The following is a 17,563-nucleotide window of genomic DNA, read 5'->3' on the forward strand; positions in this document are numbered from 1 at the left end:
ATGAAACATATAAAAAATACACACCAAACTCACTTTAGAGTCATGAAGAAAATATATCCAAAAAAATGGTTGGAACTGCATCCGTACAAGCAGACAAACAGCGTTGACCAGTACTACGTCGGCATTGCAAACGAAATCCACAAAAGACTTTACTCTTCAACGATAGCCGACGCCTTCGAAGAAGAGGAAAACATACGCTATACAAGCCTCTGCCTCGCCGCATGGTTTGAGGACGTCATCTCCCAGACCGGCATCTGGCAGGCATTCACTGCCGAGTGCCGGAAGCGATACGGAGCCTATCTGCCCTTCTACCCCATCAAAGGCGATTATTTTCCGGATGAAATCAATCTGGAGGACATACGCTTTCTGCTTTGGCACCATATACAATATCTGTGCCGGGGAATAAGCGCCATCAACCCCGAGAATCCCGGAATAGAGCAGACTGCACAAGAGATATACGGACTGCTTGCAGAGGAATACGAAACCGCTCCCGAAAATGAAAGGATGCAGGAATTTCTATACCACTCTGCCATGGGAGAAGAAGACTTCTTCCACTACCGGGAGATACTGGATTGGTTTCACTACCAATGCTACTTCAACATCGAAAATGTCGCCCAATGCCGGGACGAAGCTGAACGGTTGCTGGATGATGAAAAGATTACTCCCGAAATGGCAGAGACCCTCATATATGCCACACGCACCTCACTGACGTTCAAAGGCCGCCGCAACCTGCTGTCGCTGACCTCACCGGAATGGCTGGCTCTCATCGGAAAAGCCCATCCCGAACATCAGCTTTGGGGCAAGGTGAAGGTACGGAAAAACAGTTGCTATCTGCTGGAGAAAGAAGATGACAGGTATCTGTACGTCAAAGATTTGTGCAGTGAGGACGAAGGCGAATTCAAGATAACCAAGAAGTCCTTGAACCTTTCGGCCATCCGTAGCCGAGAGGTAGGGAAAAGCACCCTTATCTGCGAACTGATTTATTTTGGCAACGCATGGTGGCAGTGCGGCATGCTTCTCGAGAACAAGTACAACCAGAAAATGGCGGAATATGTGGACGACTTGACGAAACAGAAAGAAAAGACGAATGAAAAGGCTGCATTCCATGATTTCATAAAAGCATCCGGCGGGAAATCTTTTGTATTCTGCCAATCGCAAGAGGAGATTTCTGATTTTCTGCTGAACAAGATGGACTACAATTTGAAAGAAGGCCTGGACATACCACGCATAAATACGGAAAACGGAGCCATGCTGATGGCCAACCCGCACACCGGCCTACATATCCAATTCAAGCTGTGCGAATGCATCAAATCTCCGGACAACCCCAATTATAATAAGGAGGAAGCAGAGAAAAACGCCATTATGTTCATCGTCAACCCAGACATTATCCCCTACCAATTGAGTTGCATCCTGCAAGACGAAGGCATGCTTCCGGATGCTTATCTGAACAGTTTGCAAAGAAAAGAATACGGGCAAGAGTTCATACGCAAGAATGCACACTTCCTGACTGATTATTTCCATTATCGGTGTCGGGAGAAAGACTTTGATTAGTTGAAAATGGGGGGTGAATACCACTTTTGACACATTTCCAACTACCAATTATCATAGTGCTTTCCAGAACTTCTGGAAATCCTTATACCGTCCGTAGCACACTAACTGGTCGCCGGCTTGTATCTGGTCATTTTCCGGCAGTTCGTTCAGTACATTGTGTTCCACATACGAGACGCCCAGGCAATTCTTCAAAGTCTCGGCACGTTTCAAGGCGAGCATCTTCAGGCCAAACTCCTTATCGAGATTCAATTCATTGGCATAATAGCCAATGAACTTGTCCGGAACGGTGAACTTGACTACATAATAATCCGGTGCCACGCGGAAGGTCTCCATATCGGCACCGAATTCCAGCAACTGTACCAGTCCGCGTGCGGCATCCTCCTCGGGAGTAAGAATGCGTTCCAGCTCAAAGGCCTCGAGCACGGAACGGTGGACAGCGTCAATGGCGCGGGCATAGATATGCTGCACCTTCTTCTGCTTCAGCAAAGCCACTACACGGATGGATGCACCGAAATTCTCGCCGATGGCAACAATCACCACATCCACACTGTTCAGCGGCAACACGGACAAGGCCTGCTCGTCCGTAGCGTCGATGACAAAGGCTGTGGCAATCTTTTCCTTCAGACTATCCACCCGGCCGACGCTCACGTCCGCACCTATCACTTCGTGCCCCAGTGCAGAAAGCTCTTCTGCCAGCACGTGACCATAATTCCCTAAACCGATAATAATATACTTCATCTTATTTAATTGATTATAATCTGACCACTCGGATACTGATACTTCGTATGCTTCTTCTGCTTGATGATGCCAAGCATCAGCGTAATCAGTCCCACACGCCCCACAAACATCAGCAGTGCCACCAGTAGCTTGCTGTCGTCTCCCAACCGCGGGGTAAGGTTCAAACTGGACCCCACCGTGCTCAATGCCGACACACACTCGAAGGTAATGGCCAAAAGCGACGTACCCGGCTCCAGAATGCTGATGATGAAAATAAACAGCAACAAGACGCCGAACGACATCACCACCGTGGCATTGGAACGACGGATAGAATCGTGTGACAGCTCACGGCCAAACACCTCTACCCGTTCCGTGCCGCGCAACACAGCCACCAGATTCAGCACCACTACCGCAAAGGCATTTACCTTGATACCGCCTGCCGTAGACTGTGAACCGCCTCCCACCCACATCAGAAACAGATATATAAGCAATGTCTGTACCCCCAAGCCTGCCAAGTCCACACTGGTAAAGCCTGCCGTACGGGGACACGTGGCATTGAAAAACGCCTGCGTCCACTTGTCTGCCACCGACATGCCGGCGAAGGAGGCATTCCACTCAAAGACAGCAATGCCCACCGTGCCCAGTACCAGCAGCAGGAAGGTGACTATCAGTACAATCTTTGTATTCAGGTTGTACAGATGGTAAAAACGCTTGCCGTCCCAATGCCACGTACGCAGAAAGTGCCACAGACGACGCAGATGGTAAAGAATAATATCCTTGAAATTCACCAGTATGGGGAAACCGATACCCCCCAAAATAATCAGCAGAGATATATAGATGAAGAACGGATTGTGCCCCGTCATCACCAACGGATTACCCAGATTTCCGGGCAACGTGGAGAATCCCGCATTGCAGAAAGCGGAAATGGCATGAAAAGCGGAAAAGGCCAGCTCTTCTTGAAGGTCCATCCCCATCGTCCCGTGGATGTCTCCCCAGATAGCAAGCATCCCTATTCCTTCAATCACCAGCGTAAAGGCCAGAATATAGACCAGGGTGGAGAGCAAGGAATTCAAGGAATTGGAACTCACCATGTCGCGCACCACCAACTGATTGTACAACGAGGTATTACCCATGAAGAACATGGCAAAGAAGCTCGTCAGTGTCATCACTCCCAGACCGCCTATCTGAATCAGCAGAATGATTACCACAAAACCGGTCGGGGTAAAAGTGGACGCCACATCGACAGACGTCAGCCCCGTGACGCACACCGCACTGGTGGATATGAACAGCGAGTCGACCCACGATATGCCGTTCGTCGTGCAGCGCGGCAACATCAACAGCCCCGTGCCTATCATTATGATTATCAGGAAACTTGCAGCCAGAATAAGCGAAGGGTTCGTACGCCGCCCCAACAACCGTACCAGCCCGTTGGAAAGGCTGAAAAAGGAAAACACCAGCAGCAGGACAAGATGATAGGCCTTGCCATGCAGAAATTCCCAGAACTGCAAGATGGCGCCCTCCTCCTCCGGACGATGGAAAATGACCGGGATAAGGGTCAGATAGAGCAGAATGGTCAGTATCCAGGTGAGCTTACTGAAGGTGCGCCGGGTATCCTTGTATTCCAGCAAAATGCGAAGGGTGACATCTACCAGAAAAACAATCCACACCCCATGGTACAAGCGTTGGAGCTGATGCGCCTCGACCTCTGAAATCGTAAAGCCATGCTCATAGACCACGCCGACAATCAGCAGGATGGAGGCCAAATAAGTGATGGAAGTCATTACTCCCACTGTCATCCGTACGTAAGGGTGAATCCATTTATTTTGATACAAAAGGAATTTATGATAAATCTTCATAAATGCATCGATTAATGAAACGCGGCAAACTTAGACAAATATACCTTGATATACAAAAAACAAAAGGAAAAAGAAATTGGTTCAAAAATAATAGCTACATTTGGGCATTGAATTATTAATAATTTTAACCACTATGAGCAACAAAAAGAAAAGATTCATTCTCCCGGAAGAGGAAATCCCACAGTACTGGTATAACATACAAGCCGATATGGTGAACAAGCCCATGCCACCGCTTCACCCCGGCACCAAGCAACCGCTGAAAGCAGAAGACTTGTATCCTATCTTTGCCGAGGAACTCTGCCGCCAGGAACTGAATCAGACTGACACGTGGATTGAAATCCCCGAAGAGGTCCGCGAAATGTACAAATACTACCGCAGCACTCCGCTGGTGCGCGCTTATGGATTGGAGAAAGCGCTCGGCACACCGGCACATATCTACTTCAAGAACGAGAGCGTCAGCCCGATGGGCTCGCACAAGCTGAACTCCGCCATCCCACAGGCATACTATTGCAAGCAGGAGGGAGTGACTAACGTGACCACCGAAACCGGTGCCGGACAATGGGGAGCTTCCCTGGCATATGCCGCCCGCCTCTTCGGACTGGAAGCCGCTGTCTATCAGGTAAAAATCAGTTACGAGCAAAAGCCCTACCGCCGCAGCATCATGCAGACATTCGGTGCGCAGGTTACCCCGTCTCCCTCCATGTCTACCCGCGCCGGAAAAGATATACTGACCGCCCATCCCAACTATCAGGGCTCGCTGGGAACAGCCATTTCCGAAGCCATAGAGCTGGCACAGACCACTCCCAACTGCAAATATACCCTCGGCTCCGTATTGAGCCACGTGGCCCTGCACCAGACCGTCATCGGACTGGAAGCCGAAAAGCAGATGGAAATGGCGGGTGAATATCCCGACACCGTCATCGCCTGCTTCGGAGGAGGTTCCAACTTTGGCGGTATCGCCTTCCCCTTCATGCGCCACAACATCCTCGAAGGAAAGAAAACACGCTTTGTCGCCGCCGAACCTGCTTCATGTCCGAAGCTGACACGCGGCAAATTCCAATACGACTTCGGAGACGAGGCCGGATACACTCCGTTGCTGCCCATGTTTACACTGGGACACAACTTTGCCCCTGCCAATATCCATGCCGGCGGCCTACGCTATCACGGTGCAGGTGTCATCGTATCACAACTGCTGAAAGACGGTTATATGGAAGCGGTGGACATCAAGCAGCTCGAATCATTCGACGCCGGTTGTCTGTTTGCGCAAGCAGAGGGCATCATCCCCGCCCCCGAGTCCTGCCATGCCATTGCCGCCACCATCCGCGAAGCAAACAAATGCAAGGAAACGGGTGAAGAGAAGGTGATTCTGTTCAACCTTTCCGGTCACGGACTTATCGACATGGCATCCTACGACAAGTATTTGTCCGGCGATTTAGTGAATTACGAGCTGACGGATGCCGACATCCAGAAGAATCTGGACGAGATAGGCAATCTGGCTTAATAGATATTCGCCATACTGACAAGCGGTTCATAGAGTTTCTCTATGTCCTGCGAGTCCATCTCAATCTGTACCTGGTCCCCCGGAATCAAACGAGTTCCCGTGGGGACCAAGTTTTTTCCATCCCGATGCACATTGATGATGGCGCAACGTTCCGGCAGGGACAGTTCATCCACCAGTTTCCCGTCCAGATAAGAATCCGTCATAATCTCCACTGAAAGCGTATAGCGTTTCTCTTCTTTAAAATCGGGAGCATGAATCATATCTTCATAGAGGGAGACGTTGGAAGGCTTCATTTGCAGAAGTTCCGTAAAATAGTAGGTCAGCCCGCCTACCACCACCGAAGGGTAAAAGACCTCAAAATGCCCTGTAATCTCCGTAATCAGCACAATGGCCGTGAGCGGTGTACGGACCACGGCCACCAGAAAAGCCGACATGGAAACAAGCATGATATAACTGACATTCTCTTGCCCGATGACACCGTACCTCACTCCTACCAGACCGACAATCTGTCCCAACAACCCTCCCGTAACCAGCGTCGGAATGAAACTGCCGCCCGGCAATCCGGAAGAGACAGAGAAAACGGAAAAGACGAAATGCAGCAACATGACAGCCGTCACCCACATAATCTGCGTACTGCCGTTCTGTGCCTGGGCCAGCAGAAACTGCTCCCCGCCTCCAGTCAGATTGACCTGCATCAGCGAAATGATGTAGGCCACCAGCACCAGATAGAACATCTTGACATACGCCGGAGAATTGACTTTGGCATACACATGCCTGAAAGCATTCATGGTGGAGGAGTAGAACTTCCCGCATACGGAGACAATCACCGCCAATATCAAGAAATACTTCATCTGGACAAAGAAGGCGAAAACCGGTTCCGTTACTTCTATCAGATGGTAAGGATTCACAGGAAAGACCATGCTTGCCACGGCTCCTGCCACAACACCCGCCAGCAAGGTAGTGATGGCCGTCTTAGGGGCATCGAAGCGTTCAATGGATTCTATTACAATGAGCGAGGAAGCCAGTGGCGCTGCAAAAGCCGCAGCGAGCCCCGCTCCCGCCCCGGCTGCCAGCAACTGTTTCTGTTCGCCTTTCAGGATATGGGTCCAGCGGGATACCAGGCTACCCACATAAGAGCCTATCTGCACGGAAGGCCCTTCGCGCCCCAAAGACAACCCCGCCGAGAAGGACAGAATGCCCCCTACAAACTTGGATACCATCTCGATGAAAGGATGCCGGTAAGTGATGCGCCCGTTAATCACGCCGCGTGTCTGCGGAATACCTCCCCCGCCGATAAGCGGCATTTTCCTCACGAGCCACATGACGAAGACGAGAATGCCCCAAGAAAACAGAAAGAGTGGAATGTGCCAGTACCAGGCCGGATGCGAAGCGAAGAAACCACTGCGGAGGTGGAACAGATAATAGAGAAGATAGTGATAGGGTACAGCGACCAGTCCCGTCAGCAAACCGACGAACATGCTGACGAAATACAACCGGGCATCCACCAGCTTCAACTTCCAGATGTGCCAGCCGCGTACTGTTTTCCAGTTCTTGACCCTCGTCCAAAGACGTTCTGCCTTATCCCATAGTTCCATAACAAAACAACTCCCGTTAACTTGCGCTTTACAACAACAAGCAACGGGAGTTGTTTTATACAGAAACATTATTTACCAAAATCTGTTCTTTGCAGGATTATACTCAAATCCCACGAGCTTCAATTTTCGTACAATGTCCTCTTTCTCTACGTTCATATCCTCGCAGAGCGCGTCCAGCGAAGGATAGAAATCACGCAGTTTCATGTTGATGAAGCTGTACAGCATCACCGGGTCCTCAGGTAATCTCATAGTTACAATCTTTAAATTTAAACTAATACCAGGGGCAAAATTACAATAAAAAAACAAAATAGAGATAATTTCAGTGTAGAATATACAATCTAACCACCGCAAACGATTGAGGGCCATGTTTACGGAGCTTCCGTCTGCTCTATCTTCAGGGACACCTTCTCGATAATCTTTCCAAGCTCCTCTTCCAGCGGAATCACATTGAAGTCGCTCCAGAAATCGGCATCATACTTGAAGTCGGTTTCAGAGAAGACGGTATGCACCGGCAGCCGTTCCACACGCGGGAAGCGCGTCACGTTTTCCCCGTCAATCCGGCAGGTCACCATCTCGAACCAGATATACAGAGTGGGATTACTGAAGAGCATGCGTTTTCTCTTCATCTTGAAGTAAAGGTCACCACGGATGTGGTGGACATAATAGGTACCGTTCCAGGGTTTGTATGAGACGGTATAGACAAGTTTCTCCGTTGTCAGCCTGATTTTCGGAGCCTGGCGTATCACGAAAAGCCGTGTGGCGGCCTTCACATACCGGGGATGAATCTCGAAGCGGGCACGCAGCAAGGCGCTGTTCTCCGAGTCTATATAGAGTTCTCCGCAGAACAAAGGCTCCTTTACCCCACGTTTCTGCTCAAAATAGACGACGTTGGCAGTACGGTCGTCCACCGATACGATGTCGCCCGAAGTATAGGTATAAAGTTCCTCGCCGGATTCCAGCAAGAGGAAGTCGGGAAGATTCTTCATGATGTCCAACTGCAGACACGCCTCCACCCCGGAGCTGATTTTGGCAAGCACACTGTCCGTCTGCTCCCGGTTATCTATCTTGCTCATCTTGAGCAGTTTCACCTGGTCTTTCTGTCCGGGTTCCATCGTCGGTGATTTGTAGACCTTGAAAACGGCCTCCGTCAGGCTCTGGAACTTGTTCTTCAGTTGTACACCTTCCCGGTAGAAGGTGGTCAGATAGACCGGAGAAGTGGAGCAGTTCCTATCCCGGTGCTCTATCATCTCGCGAAGCAGCTTTTTAGGCTCCACCAAGCGGATAAGCACTTCTTGCAAGGAAATGACTTTCGGCTCAAGGCTCAGGACATTGCTGCGTCCTTCCAAAGCAGAGGCTTCCACCGTTTGCCCCACATAACCCAAATGGGAGAAGGAGAGCATGCAGCGCCTCAACGAGTCGGGCAGGTTGAGCCGGAATTCACCGTTCTGGTTGGTAATGTTACCCAGTGAGGTTCCTTGTGCGATGACCGACGCACTGACGACGGGCTCTCCCGTCTCCTTGTCCAGCAGGATTCCGGCAATGGTGGAATATGCCGGTCGGGGCGGCAGGGGTACCGTTTCTTCCATACTCTTCCTTTCTGCCGCCCGTGTTATCAATATATGGTTGCCTAATACCTTCAATTCGAGGTTCCGGCTGCCGGTTATCCTATGAATGGCCTGCCTCACGGAACACTCCTGCTTCCTGACCCTCACCACTGAGTCGTTATGGATGACCTTACTATCATAGATAAACAGATAGCCGGACTGCTCCGAGACTTTCCCCAACAGCGCATAAACCGTTCCCTTCATTCCAGGCAGCCGGACGATGCGGTCCAGCACATCGCCTCCGTCCGCTCTTGCACTGCCTGCCAGGAAGAAAATGAAGAGTGGCAAATGGAGAATGAAGCATTTCATTGAATTCATTGTTCCGACAATATCAGTCTATTGCCCTGACGTGTACACTTCAAGTCGAACGTCCAGCATATCAGCTCGGCCACAGACTCCGGGGAGTTATTCGAAAATTCGACCGTCAGCCGCCGTTTGCCCAGGGTTGGCGACGCGGCTTCTATCTGCCAGCCGGCAGACTCCTTATTGATGGCACGCAGCACATCCTCCAGGCACTCGTCCTTGAAACGGATGTTGCTGGTGTAGCGGTCAAAAAGCTCCGGATTCTCCGTCTCGCTGACGAGCAGACTGCCCCCCTGCAAGATAACCGTTTCTCCCGCCTCTACAAAGACCGTCTGTTCCTCTTGTTTCAGCAGCACCTTCACCTTCCCGCGCTTCACGGACAAGCTGAAGGGGACCCCTTCATTGCTCCTGACATTGAAAGCCGTGCCCAGTACCTCCACACGCACTCTCGCCGTCTCAATCGTAAAAGCCTGCTCGGGTTTCTTTGCCACATCAAAGAAGGCTTCGCCCTGCAGGTTCACTTCCCGCTTGTCTTCCGCAAAATGTTCAGGATACTTCAGCGTGCTTTCCTGCGCCAGATATACCACCGAACCGTCTTCAAGGGTCTTGACCAGTGTGGGCTTCTCCCGGTTCTCCTCCGTCAGCAAGCTACGACTGTCCCCACCTTGTTCCGGTACGGCCCACCATGCGGCAAAACATACGATTCCGGCAATCACGGCTGCCGAAACGCTCCCCCACTTGAGGTAAAGCCTGCGGTGCGTTGCCGAAGCGTGTTCCGCATCTGCCGGCAGCAGGCAGTCCGTTTCGAAGCGGGCATAAAGCCGTACCCATGCCTCGTCGGTCCTTGTCTTCTTTTTATCTACTTCCATCATTGTGTCCGGATATAATTATCAATTTCATTTCGTAAGGTTCGGAGTACCTTGGTCATTTCCGCTTCCACCGTCTTGACGGACAACGAAAGCGACAAGGCAATCTCTGCATATTTCTTCCCCTCCATGCGGTGCATCCTGAAAATCTGCTGCCGGCGCCGGGGCTGCTTGTCGAGCGTATGCCGGATGAGGGTCTGGAGTTCCTCGTACTCCAAATGCGCGTGGGGGTCGGACGAATAGCCCGGCCCGGACTCCGTACGGACAGATGCCCGATAGCGCTCCTTGACCTCCTGATGCTCACAAAACTGCACGGCTTCATTCCTCACAGAACGGTAGAGATAGCTTTTCACGGACTGGAATACTTGTAACCGCTCCCGATTCTTCCACAGCACGTAGAACAGCTCCTCCACAATTTCCTCGGCGGACGCCGTATCACCCGTGATGCCCGCAGCATACCAGCAAAGGGGGGAATAATACCGGCGGAAGATTCCTTCGAACGCCTTTATATCGCCCTCCTTTATTCTGGCCAGTATCATCAGTTCATTCAGCATACTATGTTGAGGTACAGCTTATCTTCTACAAAGATAAAGAAAACTATCAGATAATCAATTGGATTGCTTCCGCAATTTGCAGACTGCATTCTCCAGGGATTCCGTAGGTTCTATGATATTGTAGTTCCTCCAGAAGTCTTCGTTCCAGTACTCATCCACCAGGTCGTAGAATACCTGCTTCCGTTTGAAGGTGTTCTTGTTGGAGATGCCGGAGAGAGGGCTTTCCGTCCTGTCGGTCACCACCATTTCAGAGAAAGCGGTGTAGCTGGAGGAGAACAGCCTTTTTTTCCAGTCGCATTTAAAGCGGATGACATTCCGTATATAGTTCAGGTAAGTCTTGGCCCCCTGCTGCTTGTAGGTCACCAGATAGGTGACTTCCTGCGGGCGGAACCGTAAGCCGACGGGCTTCTTATGCAGAATGGCCTCCACTGCCTTCACCCGATTTGCCATGTCCAGGCCAAACTCGGCACGTGTAAAGGAAAGCCGTTCGTAGTCTATATACAGTTTCCCGATGAACAAGGCATACATCAGGCTGACCCGCGGACGGAAGCTGACCACATACTGCATGCGGTTATCCAAATTGACGGGGTCCTCCATACGGAATTCATAATAGTCCAGATTGTCCGTGCTCAACAGCGCATCGCCATTCTTCACAATGTCCAGATAAAGGGACAAATTGGGACCTCCCACCACTTTCACAGCCAGCGTGTCACTCTGCTTTTGGCTCAGCAGGCGGCGGCCTTTCAGCAGCTGCACCTTGTCGCGGTCTACATCGCGGGAGTTATAATCCGTCTTATAGACATCCATCACTGCCTCGGACACGCTGATATAGCGGCGGCGCTTCTGCACGGTTTCCCGATAGAAGGCGGTCAGCATGTTGTCATTGCCAGAATAATTTACTGGAATTTTCTTGATGGCCTCTTCCACTATGACGCGGGGATTATTGCCATAGACCACAATCTCGCTCAAAAGATTGGGGGCCGGTATCATCCAGATGGTCAGCTCGCCCGTTTTTTCAAGTTCTTCCAGAGAGAGGTGTGTAGTGAGATAGCCGATATGGGAGACTTCCAGTCCACGGAAAGCTTCCGCTTCCGCTACTTTCAAGGAGAATGTGCCGTCGGCATTGGTCACCGTTCCGATATTGTTGCCGACAACAGAGACGTTCACGTTTTCGAGTTTCTTCCTGCTGTCCTTGTTCTTGACCGTACCGGTGATGACGAGCTCGTTCACTGCCGCGTCCTGCGCCATCAACGGGGTGATACCCGAAGATAAGAATGCAAACAAACACCCAAGTGTAAATCCTACAAAGTTTTTCATAAGGCATGTTTTTAAGGGGTTTCTATTAATAAGAGCGGTGAGGAAGATAAAACCCTATAGAATGGAGAGAAAAATACAAAAAAAGTAGCACGTTGATAATCAGAGAGAAATTTTGCCAAGACATTGCCATAGGTTTGGCAAAACTTTGCCATGCCTATGGCAAAAGTTTGCCAACGCGGTGGCAAAGTCTTGCCAATAGTAAGGCAAAAACTTGTCAAGCTGTCGGCAATAGCTTAGTTGAATTGTTGGGGCTTCCGCTGGCTCAGAATAACGTAGATGATGACCGGCGCACCGATAATGGGCGTGACGGCATTCAAGGGAATAATACCCGCTTCGCCGGGCAAGACGCAAATCAGATTGCAAAGCAGTGCCACTGCACCGCCACTCAGGATGGTGACCGGCAATAGGGAATTGTGATTGGTTGTCCCCAATATCATGCGGGCCACATGCGGCACGGCCAGGCCAATAAAGGCGACCGGACCACAGAAAGCGGTGGTGACAGCCGTCAAGAGCCCGGTGATAATCAAAAGCCAGTTGCGCACACGGCGGATATTGACACCTAGATTTTCGGCATAGCGCTCTCCCAGCAACAAGGCGTTCAGGGGCTTTATCAACAATAATGAGCCGAACAGTCCCACAATGGTGACCAGCGCAAAGGCCGGCATCTGCTGTAGGGAAACTCCACCGAAGTTGCCCAGCCCCCATATCATATAGGACTGCACCCCCTCTGCCGTAGCAAAGAAGTTCAGCAGGGCAATGGCCGAAGAAGCGATGTAGCCTATCATGATACCCGTTATCAGCAGCATGATATTGCTCTTTATCAGCGTGGAAAAGAAAAGGATAAGTACCATAATCAGCATGGCTCCGATAAATGCGCCAAGCAGCACGGAGAAGAAGCCGGACAGACTGAACGCCCCTGCCGTGATGCTACCGCCAAACAGCAGCATGACGAAGGCCACTCCCAGACTTGCCCCGGCGTTGATGCCCAGAATGGATGGTCCTGCCAGCGGATTCTTGAAAGCCGTCTGCAACATCAGTCCGCAGACAGCCAATGCGCCACCGCAAAGCAGCGCCGTCAGCGCTTGGGGCAAACGGGATTCCCAAAGGATGAAGCTCCAGCTTGCCTTCTCCCCCTCTCCACCGAGCAGGATACGGAAAACATCGGCAGGCGGAATCGAAACCGACCCTACCAGCAGATTGCCCGCAAAAAGCAATAAGATTACTACTCCCAACCCGATACCATATTTCCAGCCTTTACTCATAGTTACATTATTTAGCACACAGAGACACGGAGGCACAGAGTTTTCTATTACTTTCACAAAAGTTCCGTATCTCTGTGTTCATCACTCCTTCAGTCTGCAAAAATAGCGCAAGCCTCCCAAATCTCCTATTTCGGGATGCAGAATCTGTATCAGGTCGGATAACAAATAATCGGGACGGAACGGAGTCTCCTCGTAGAAAGGAACTTTCGCCGTATTACAACCATAGACATTCCGGGTCTTGAAAGCCTTGAAACCGGTGTAGCCGATATAATCCGCCTCCAAATCAGCATAGCTCATGTCGCGGTCACGGTTGTACTTCACCAGCCAGACGTCGGCATCGCCCGCCTTGTCGAAAACGGTCTCGAAAGCCAGAGGAACAGAGCCGCTGTGGGTATCGTCGGCAAAAGCGTAACGCCCGCAAACATCCTGAAAAAGCCTTCCTATGGTGCTACGCCCTCCCGGCACGTACCATGCCGAGCCGCTTTTCAACTCACTGACAACGGAGAACGAGGTGGATGAAAGTTGCGCACGCATCTTGAGGCGTTGGTAACAACTGTCCACTTCAGCAAAAAGGTTGTCGGCTTGTGGCGCAACCCCGAAGAGCAGTCCGTAGAAACGCATCCACTCGGCACGTCCCAAAGCGGAGGTTTCCATGTAGTCGGCACATTCGATGATGGGAATATCCAGTTTCTCGATACGGCCATAACCGCCACTGTTCTCGAACGGAGACAGAAGGATGGCATCGGGATGCAGGTCGATGATGCGCTCCATATCGGGATTCATACCGTCGCCACAATCGGCGATGGCACCCCGGCGGCAGGCTTCGTGCACGGCGGGTAGTTTGATGTACTTCAAGTCACAGACACCGCCGATGCTACCAAACACACCCAGATTATCCATCAGTCCGCAGTGGACGGAAGAGTAGATGACTGATTTGGAGAGTGGGGTACGTACCACAGTACCTGCCGGAAGATGTGCCGGGAGTTCGCGGTCTTTCGGGACCAGTATATAGGTATGTAGCGTGTGCAACGTATCCCAAGGATTGCGCAAGGTGGCAAGGGTATAGCCGGGATAGGACATTAAGGTAAGATTCTCTGCATAACGTAAGGGAATGGTGTCACCGTTGGCCAAAGCAGAGGCAGTCTTGCTCCTTCCCCCACAGGAGGAAAGAAACAGGACTGCGAACAGACAGATAAGTAAACTATTTCTTTTCATTGATATTAATTGAAGAAGATAGCAGAATTAGGATTCATACCTCCTGCATCGAACTGCTCTATAAAGGTACCGTCTTTCTTGAAACGATAAATGGTGCCGTTCGTGGTATATTCAGAAGTACCAATATAGAAATCACCGTTATTATCATTTACTTCCAACATATAAATCGTAGAAGTTTTCAACTTTTCCGGTATATCCTTCAAGAAAGAAGCTTCATCCATCTTTCCAGTCTTTATATTATAAGTAAAAAAAGAAGCGGTAGGATTGGTGTAATTTGAATAAGTCAAATAGAGAATATCATCAGTAGCACACATACGGGTGGCACTGCCTAATTCCGTCACCTTATTGTTGGCAGCAGGGTCTATCATCTGTAATGAATAGCCAATATCAACATAATTACCCCATGAAATCAAAAAAACCTTATCATCCTCTTCAACCAAAGCATTGGGGTTCAAACCTACCGTCAACGTCTCTTTCAACTTGAAAGTACGCAAATCTATCACCTTTACGTCATTGTGATAAGTGCTCCAATCAGCAGTACAGCTATTCGCCACATAAAGCATATCCTCGCAGATTGCCACACCTTCCAGATTGTCGCCAAGTCCGGTCAATTTATCCACTACCTCCAACGTTTTCGCATTGATTTTAGCTACAGCTCCTCCGTAGAAGGAAGCATAGATATATCCATCCTCAGCATCGATATAACGAATGCCTGCACTGAGGTCGTTGTCGTCTACAAACGAAACACGTTTCAACTCCACACCCGCAGCATTCAGCTTAGTCAGATAATTGGAACCACTTACAGCTATATATATTTCATCTTCATACTCAATCATACTCTGACCAAGGTCACCCAACTTGGCGTTGTTTTGAGTCTGGTAAATATCACTGATGAAATCCGCATCCTTATTGGGTGCATAAAAGGCAAGTCTTGCGTTATTAGCTCCCCAACCACCCTCATTCAGAATATAAACACGCGTCTGCGGCAGTGTCACCTTCGACCCGCCGTCATCCAGAGAATCGTCATCGTCGTCACTACAAGATGCCAAAGAGGCACCCAAAGCAAGCATGCAGAGCATACCGAATAATAAACTTCTTACTTTCATAATCACAGTTGTTATTGTTTATAATTAGTTTTTGTTGTTCATAAATAGATTATTCAAAACTTGAAAGTACCCGTCAACCGCCACGAACGACCCGGCATAGGATAATATTTTATCACGTCATACTGTTCATCTGTCAGATTTATAATCTCGGCCTGCAACAGAAGCCGGCAACCGCCCAAAGCAAACTCATGAGAGAGGCTCATCGTATGCTCCAGATAGCCTTCAATCTCATTCTCCGGAATGTTCTGCGACAAATAGTAACGCTTTCCCACTCCTACCGCCGAGTAGCCCACATTCACCCACGGCGTTTCTACAATGGCAGACGCGTTTCCGCTATGAAGAGGAGTATAAGGCAATTGGTCCTTATAGTTCTTCGCGTCGGAATCGGTCAGGTCAATGGCCTTTTGCCATGTATATCCGCCCGACATAATCAGTCTTATTTTCTCCGTCAATGGAACGGTTGCCGCCAAAGTAGCATCCACACCTGCGGCATGCACCTTGCCGTAGTTCGCCATCTTCCACGCATAGGTGGTGGGAAAAGCCACAATCTTATCCGTCACATCATTATAGTAACCGTCGAGCGTAACGGAGATATAGTCGAACACAGACAATCCGGATTTGCTCCATGTGATACCGACATTATATTCGTCTGCCTTCTCGGGTCGCAGATTACGGTTGCCCAGCCGGTAGTAATAGAGGTCGTTGAAAGTGGGCAGACGGAACGTACTCTTATACATCAACCGGAAATACAGCGACTCGTCCTGCCAAGGCTGCATACTGACTGATAAAGAGGGGGCAAAGCGATGGAAGTCATCGGGGACCGTACCTTTCTCGGCATGCTCCGAAGTGGCGGTATGCACCAGCGAGGCCGTGGCCGTGAGCCATCCTTGCCGGTAGCGTGCATTGAAGGCACTGATGGAAGTATATCTTGTAGGGAAAGGACATTCCGGCAAACTGTTGCGCAACTTGTTTATCACCCCGTCCTGCGCCAACGAAAGGGTCAAAGCTTCCAAAGGACGGTAGAGAACGGTCGCGGAAATATAATATTCGTCTTGCCGGTGATTTTCCCGATAATATCCGTCGGTATATTCCTTACCCTCATCCTTATATTTGTTCCAGCCATGATTATACTTTGCCTGTGCCTGCAAACTCCACCGGGGCGAAAAATGCTTCCTATAACGTGCCTGCACAAAAGTATTCTCATCCCAAAGCGTTTCATCGGAAAGGGGATTATAGAGCGTAACCGCCCCTGGAAGTCCCCGGCGAGAATAGAAGTAGTAACCCTTCACATCCAGTTCGCTGTCATCCTTGAAAGTATGATAAAAGGTAGCTTCGCCCTGCCAGGAATAGATGCCGGAGTTGTTACGTTTCTCTTCCGTCACGTATTTCCCATTGACCAGCGTGAAAGGGTAATTACCGTCTGCCCTCATATAACCGGCATCTACCGCCACGCGTGTACGGCAGCCCAGTTTCTGCCACCAGCGCAGCGAGGGGCTGACCATGCCGAACGACCCTCCGCGCACCCGTGCCTGAAAAGCGGCATTGCGCCCGTCATCAAAATGAGGTTTTTCCGTCTCTATGCCCAGCACACCGGCCGACGCATACAAGCGGGCGGACTGTAACAAGTCCTCCGACTGCCCGATGGCGAGCGAAAGCATGGAAACATTGTCCAGCGAAAAACGCCCGATATCTATCTGCCCTGCCTGACAATTGCTCACCGCCACCCCGTCATAACTGACAGCTGTATGGGCTGCTCCCATATTGCGTATGGAAACCGTTTTCAGTCCTCCAATGCCTCCATAGTCCTTTACATTGGCTCCGGCAAAACGGCGTACAGCATCTGCCATATTCTGTATTCCCAGCTGGCTGATATCCTGCCGTGACATTGTCTGTATGGGTACGGCAGAAGTCACTTTATTGGGCGACCTGCGTGCTGTCACTGTCACTTTCTCTATCTGATGCACTTTCCCCGTAATCGTATCTCCCCCCACCTCCTGGGCAGAGAGCCGGAGTATACTTGCACCCAATGAAACAGCACAGACCAGTAATACCTTAGTCCTTCCTGACATAGAATAAATGAAGATTATCTTAAACCATTTGCGCACTGCCCACTTTC

At 50.3% G+C, this 17,563-nt stretch carries 14 protein-coding genes; 2 read left to right on the forward strand and 12 right to left on the reverse strand.

The genetic code is table 11. The features are described from left to right. The first annotated feature begins 42 nt into the window (after positions 1-42). Positions 43-1,551 carry a DUF3843 family protein gene (locus tag CSD97_RS04065; RefSeq protein WP_227238919.1) on the forward strand — a complete coding sequence of 503 codons (1,509 nt, stop codon included), beginning with the start codon at positions 43-45 and terminating at the stop codon, positions 1,549-1,551. A 51-nt stretch (positions 1,552-1,602) separates the two neighbouring features. Here the strand turns inward: CSD97_RS04065 and CSD97_RS04070 are convergent, their stop codons facing one another. Both CSD97_RS04070 and CSD97_RS04075 read right to left on the reverse strand, forming a co-directional pair. Continuing rightward, positions 1,603-2,289 carry a TrkA family potassium uptake protein gene (locus CSD97_RS04070; RefSeq protein ID WP_005831720.1) on the reverse strand — a complete coding sequence of 229 codons (687 nt, stop codon included), beginning with the start codon at positions 2,287-2,289 and terminating at the stop codon, positions 1,603-1,605. A gap of 5 nt (positions 2,290-2,294) precedes the next feature. Then, positions 2,295-4,124, reverse strand: a complete 1,830-nt coding sequence (locus CSD97_RS04075) for a potassium transporter TrkG (RefSeq protein ID WP_098031989.1) — start codon at positions 4,122-4,124, stop codon at positions 2,295-2,297. A gap of 133 nt (positions 4,125-4,257) precedes the next feature. On the opposite strand from CSD97_RS04075, the gene CSD97_RS04080 reads away from it, so the two are divergent. Beyond that, positions 4,258-5,625, forward strand: coding sequence for a TrpB-like pyridoxal phosphate-dependent enzyme (locus CSD97_RS04080; RefSeq protein ID WP_005831725.1), 1,368 nt, complete (start codon positions 4,258-4,260; stop codon positions 5,623-5,625). On the opposite strand, the gene CSD97_RS04085 is transcribed toward CSD97_RS04080, so the two are convergent. The 10 genes from CSD97_RS04085 to CSD97_RS04130 form a co-directional block, all read right to left on the reverse strand. After that, on the reverse strand, positions 5,622-7,220 hold the full coding sequence (locus CSD97_RS04085) for a ClC family H(+)/Cl(-) exchange transporter (protein WP_098031990.1): 1,599 nt from the start codon (positions 7,218-7,220) through the stop codon (positions 5,622-5,624). The genes CSD97_RS04080 and CSD97_RS04085 overlap by 4 nt on opposite strands. Before the next feature lie 72 nt (positions 7,221-7,292). Beyond that, positions 7,293-7,469 (reverse strand): DUF4250 domain-containing protein, encoded by a 177-nt coding sequence (locus tag CSD97_RS04090; RefSeq protein WP_005832662.1) that lies wholly within the window; start codon positions 7,467-7,469, stop codon positions 7,293-7,295. 119 nt (positions 7,470-7,588) lie between these two features. Next, positions 7,589-9,142 carry a carboxypeptidase-like regulatory domain-containing protein gene (locus tag CSD97_RS04095; protein ID WP_098031991.1) on the reverse strand — a complete coding sequence of 518 codons (1,554 nt, stop codon included), beginning with the start codon at positions 9,140-9,142 and terminating at the stop codon, positions 7,589-7,591. Beyond that, entirely contained in the window at positions 9,139-9,999 is an 861-nt protein-coding gene (locus CSD97_RS04100) for a FecR domain-containing protein (RefSeq protein WP_005831732.1), read from the reverse strand. Before CSD97_RS04100 ends, CSD97_RS04095 begins: the two co-directional genes overlap by 4 nt. Next, positions 9,996-10,547: an RNA polymerase sigma-70 factor gene (locus tag CSD97_RS04105; RefSeq protein WP_005832667.1), complete on the reverse strand. Its 552-nt coding sequence runs from the start codon at positions 10,545-10,547 to the stop codon at positions 9,996-9,998. Before CSD97_RS04105 ends, CSD97_RS04100 begins: the two co-directional genes overlap by 4 nt. Positions 10,548-10,601: 54 nt before the next feature. Further along, on the reverse strand, positions 10,602-11,864 hold the full coding sequence (locus CSD97_RS04110; RefSeq protein ID WP_005832669.1) for a carboxypeptidase-like regulatory domain-containing protein: 1,263 nt from the start codon (positions 11,862-11,864) through the stop codon (positions 10,602-10,604). A gap of 233 nt (positions 11,865-12,097) precedes the next feature. Beyond that, a complete protein-coding gene (locus CSD97_RS04115; RefSeq protein ID WP_005832671.1) occupies positions 12,098-13,126 on the reverse strand; it encodes an iron ABC transporter permease in 1,029 nt (342 codons plus the stop codon). A gap of 81 nt (positions 13,127-13,207) precedes the next feature. Further along, positions 13,208-14,341: an ABC transporter substrate-binding protein gene (locus tag CSD97_RS04120; protein ID WP_098031992.1), complete on the reverse strand. Its 1,134-nt coding sequence runs from the start codon at positions 14,339-14,341 to the stop codon at positions 13,208-13,210. A 5-nt stretch (positions 14,342-14,346) separates the two neighbouring features. Then, on the reverse strand, positions 14,347-15,447 hold the full coding sequence (locus CSD97_RS04125; protein ID WP_005831744.1) for a DUF5074 domain-containing protein: 1,101 nt from the start codon (positions 15,445-15,447) through the stop codon (positions 14,347-14,349). A gap of 53 nt (positions 15,448-15,500) precedes the next feature. Beyond that, a complete protein-coding gene (locus tag CSD97_RS04130) occupies positions 15,501-17,516 on the reverse strand; it encodes a TonB-dependent receptor (protein WP_098032000.1) in 2,016 nt (671 codons plus the stop codon). Positions 17,517-17,563: the final 47 nt, after the last annotated feature.

This window comes from Bacteroides sp. AR29 (assembly GCF_900217715.1).
GTDB lineage: Bacteria > Bacteroidota > Bacteroidia > Bacteroidales > Bacteroidaceae > Bacteroides > Bacteroides uniformis.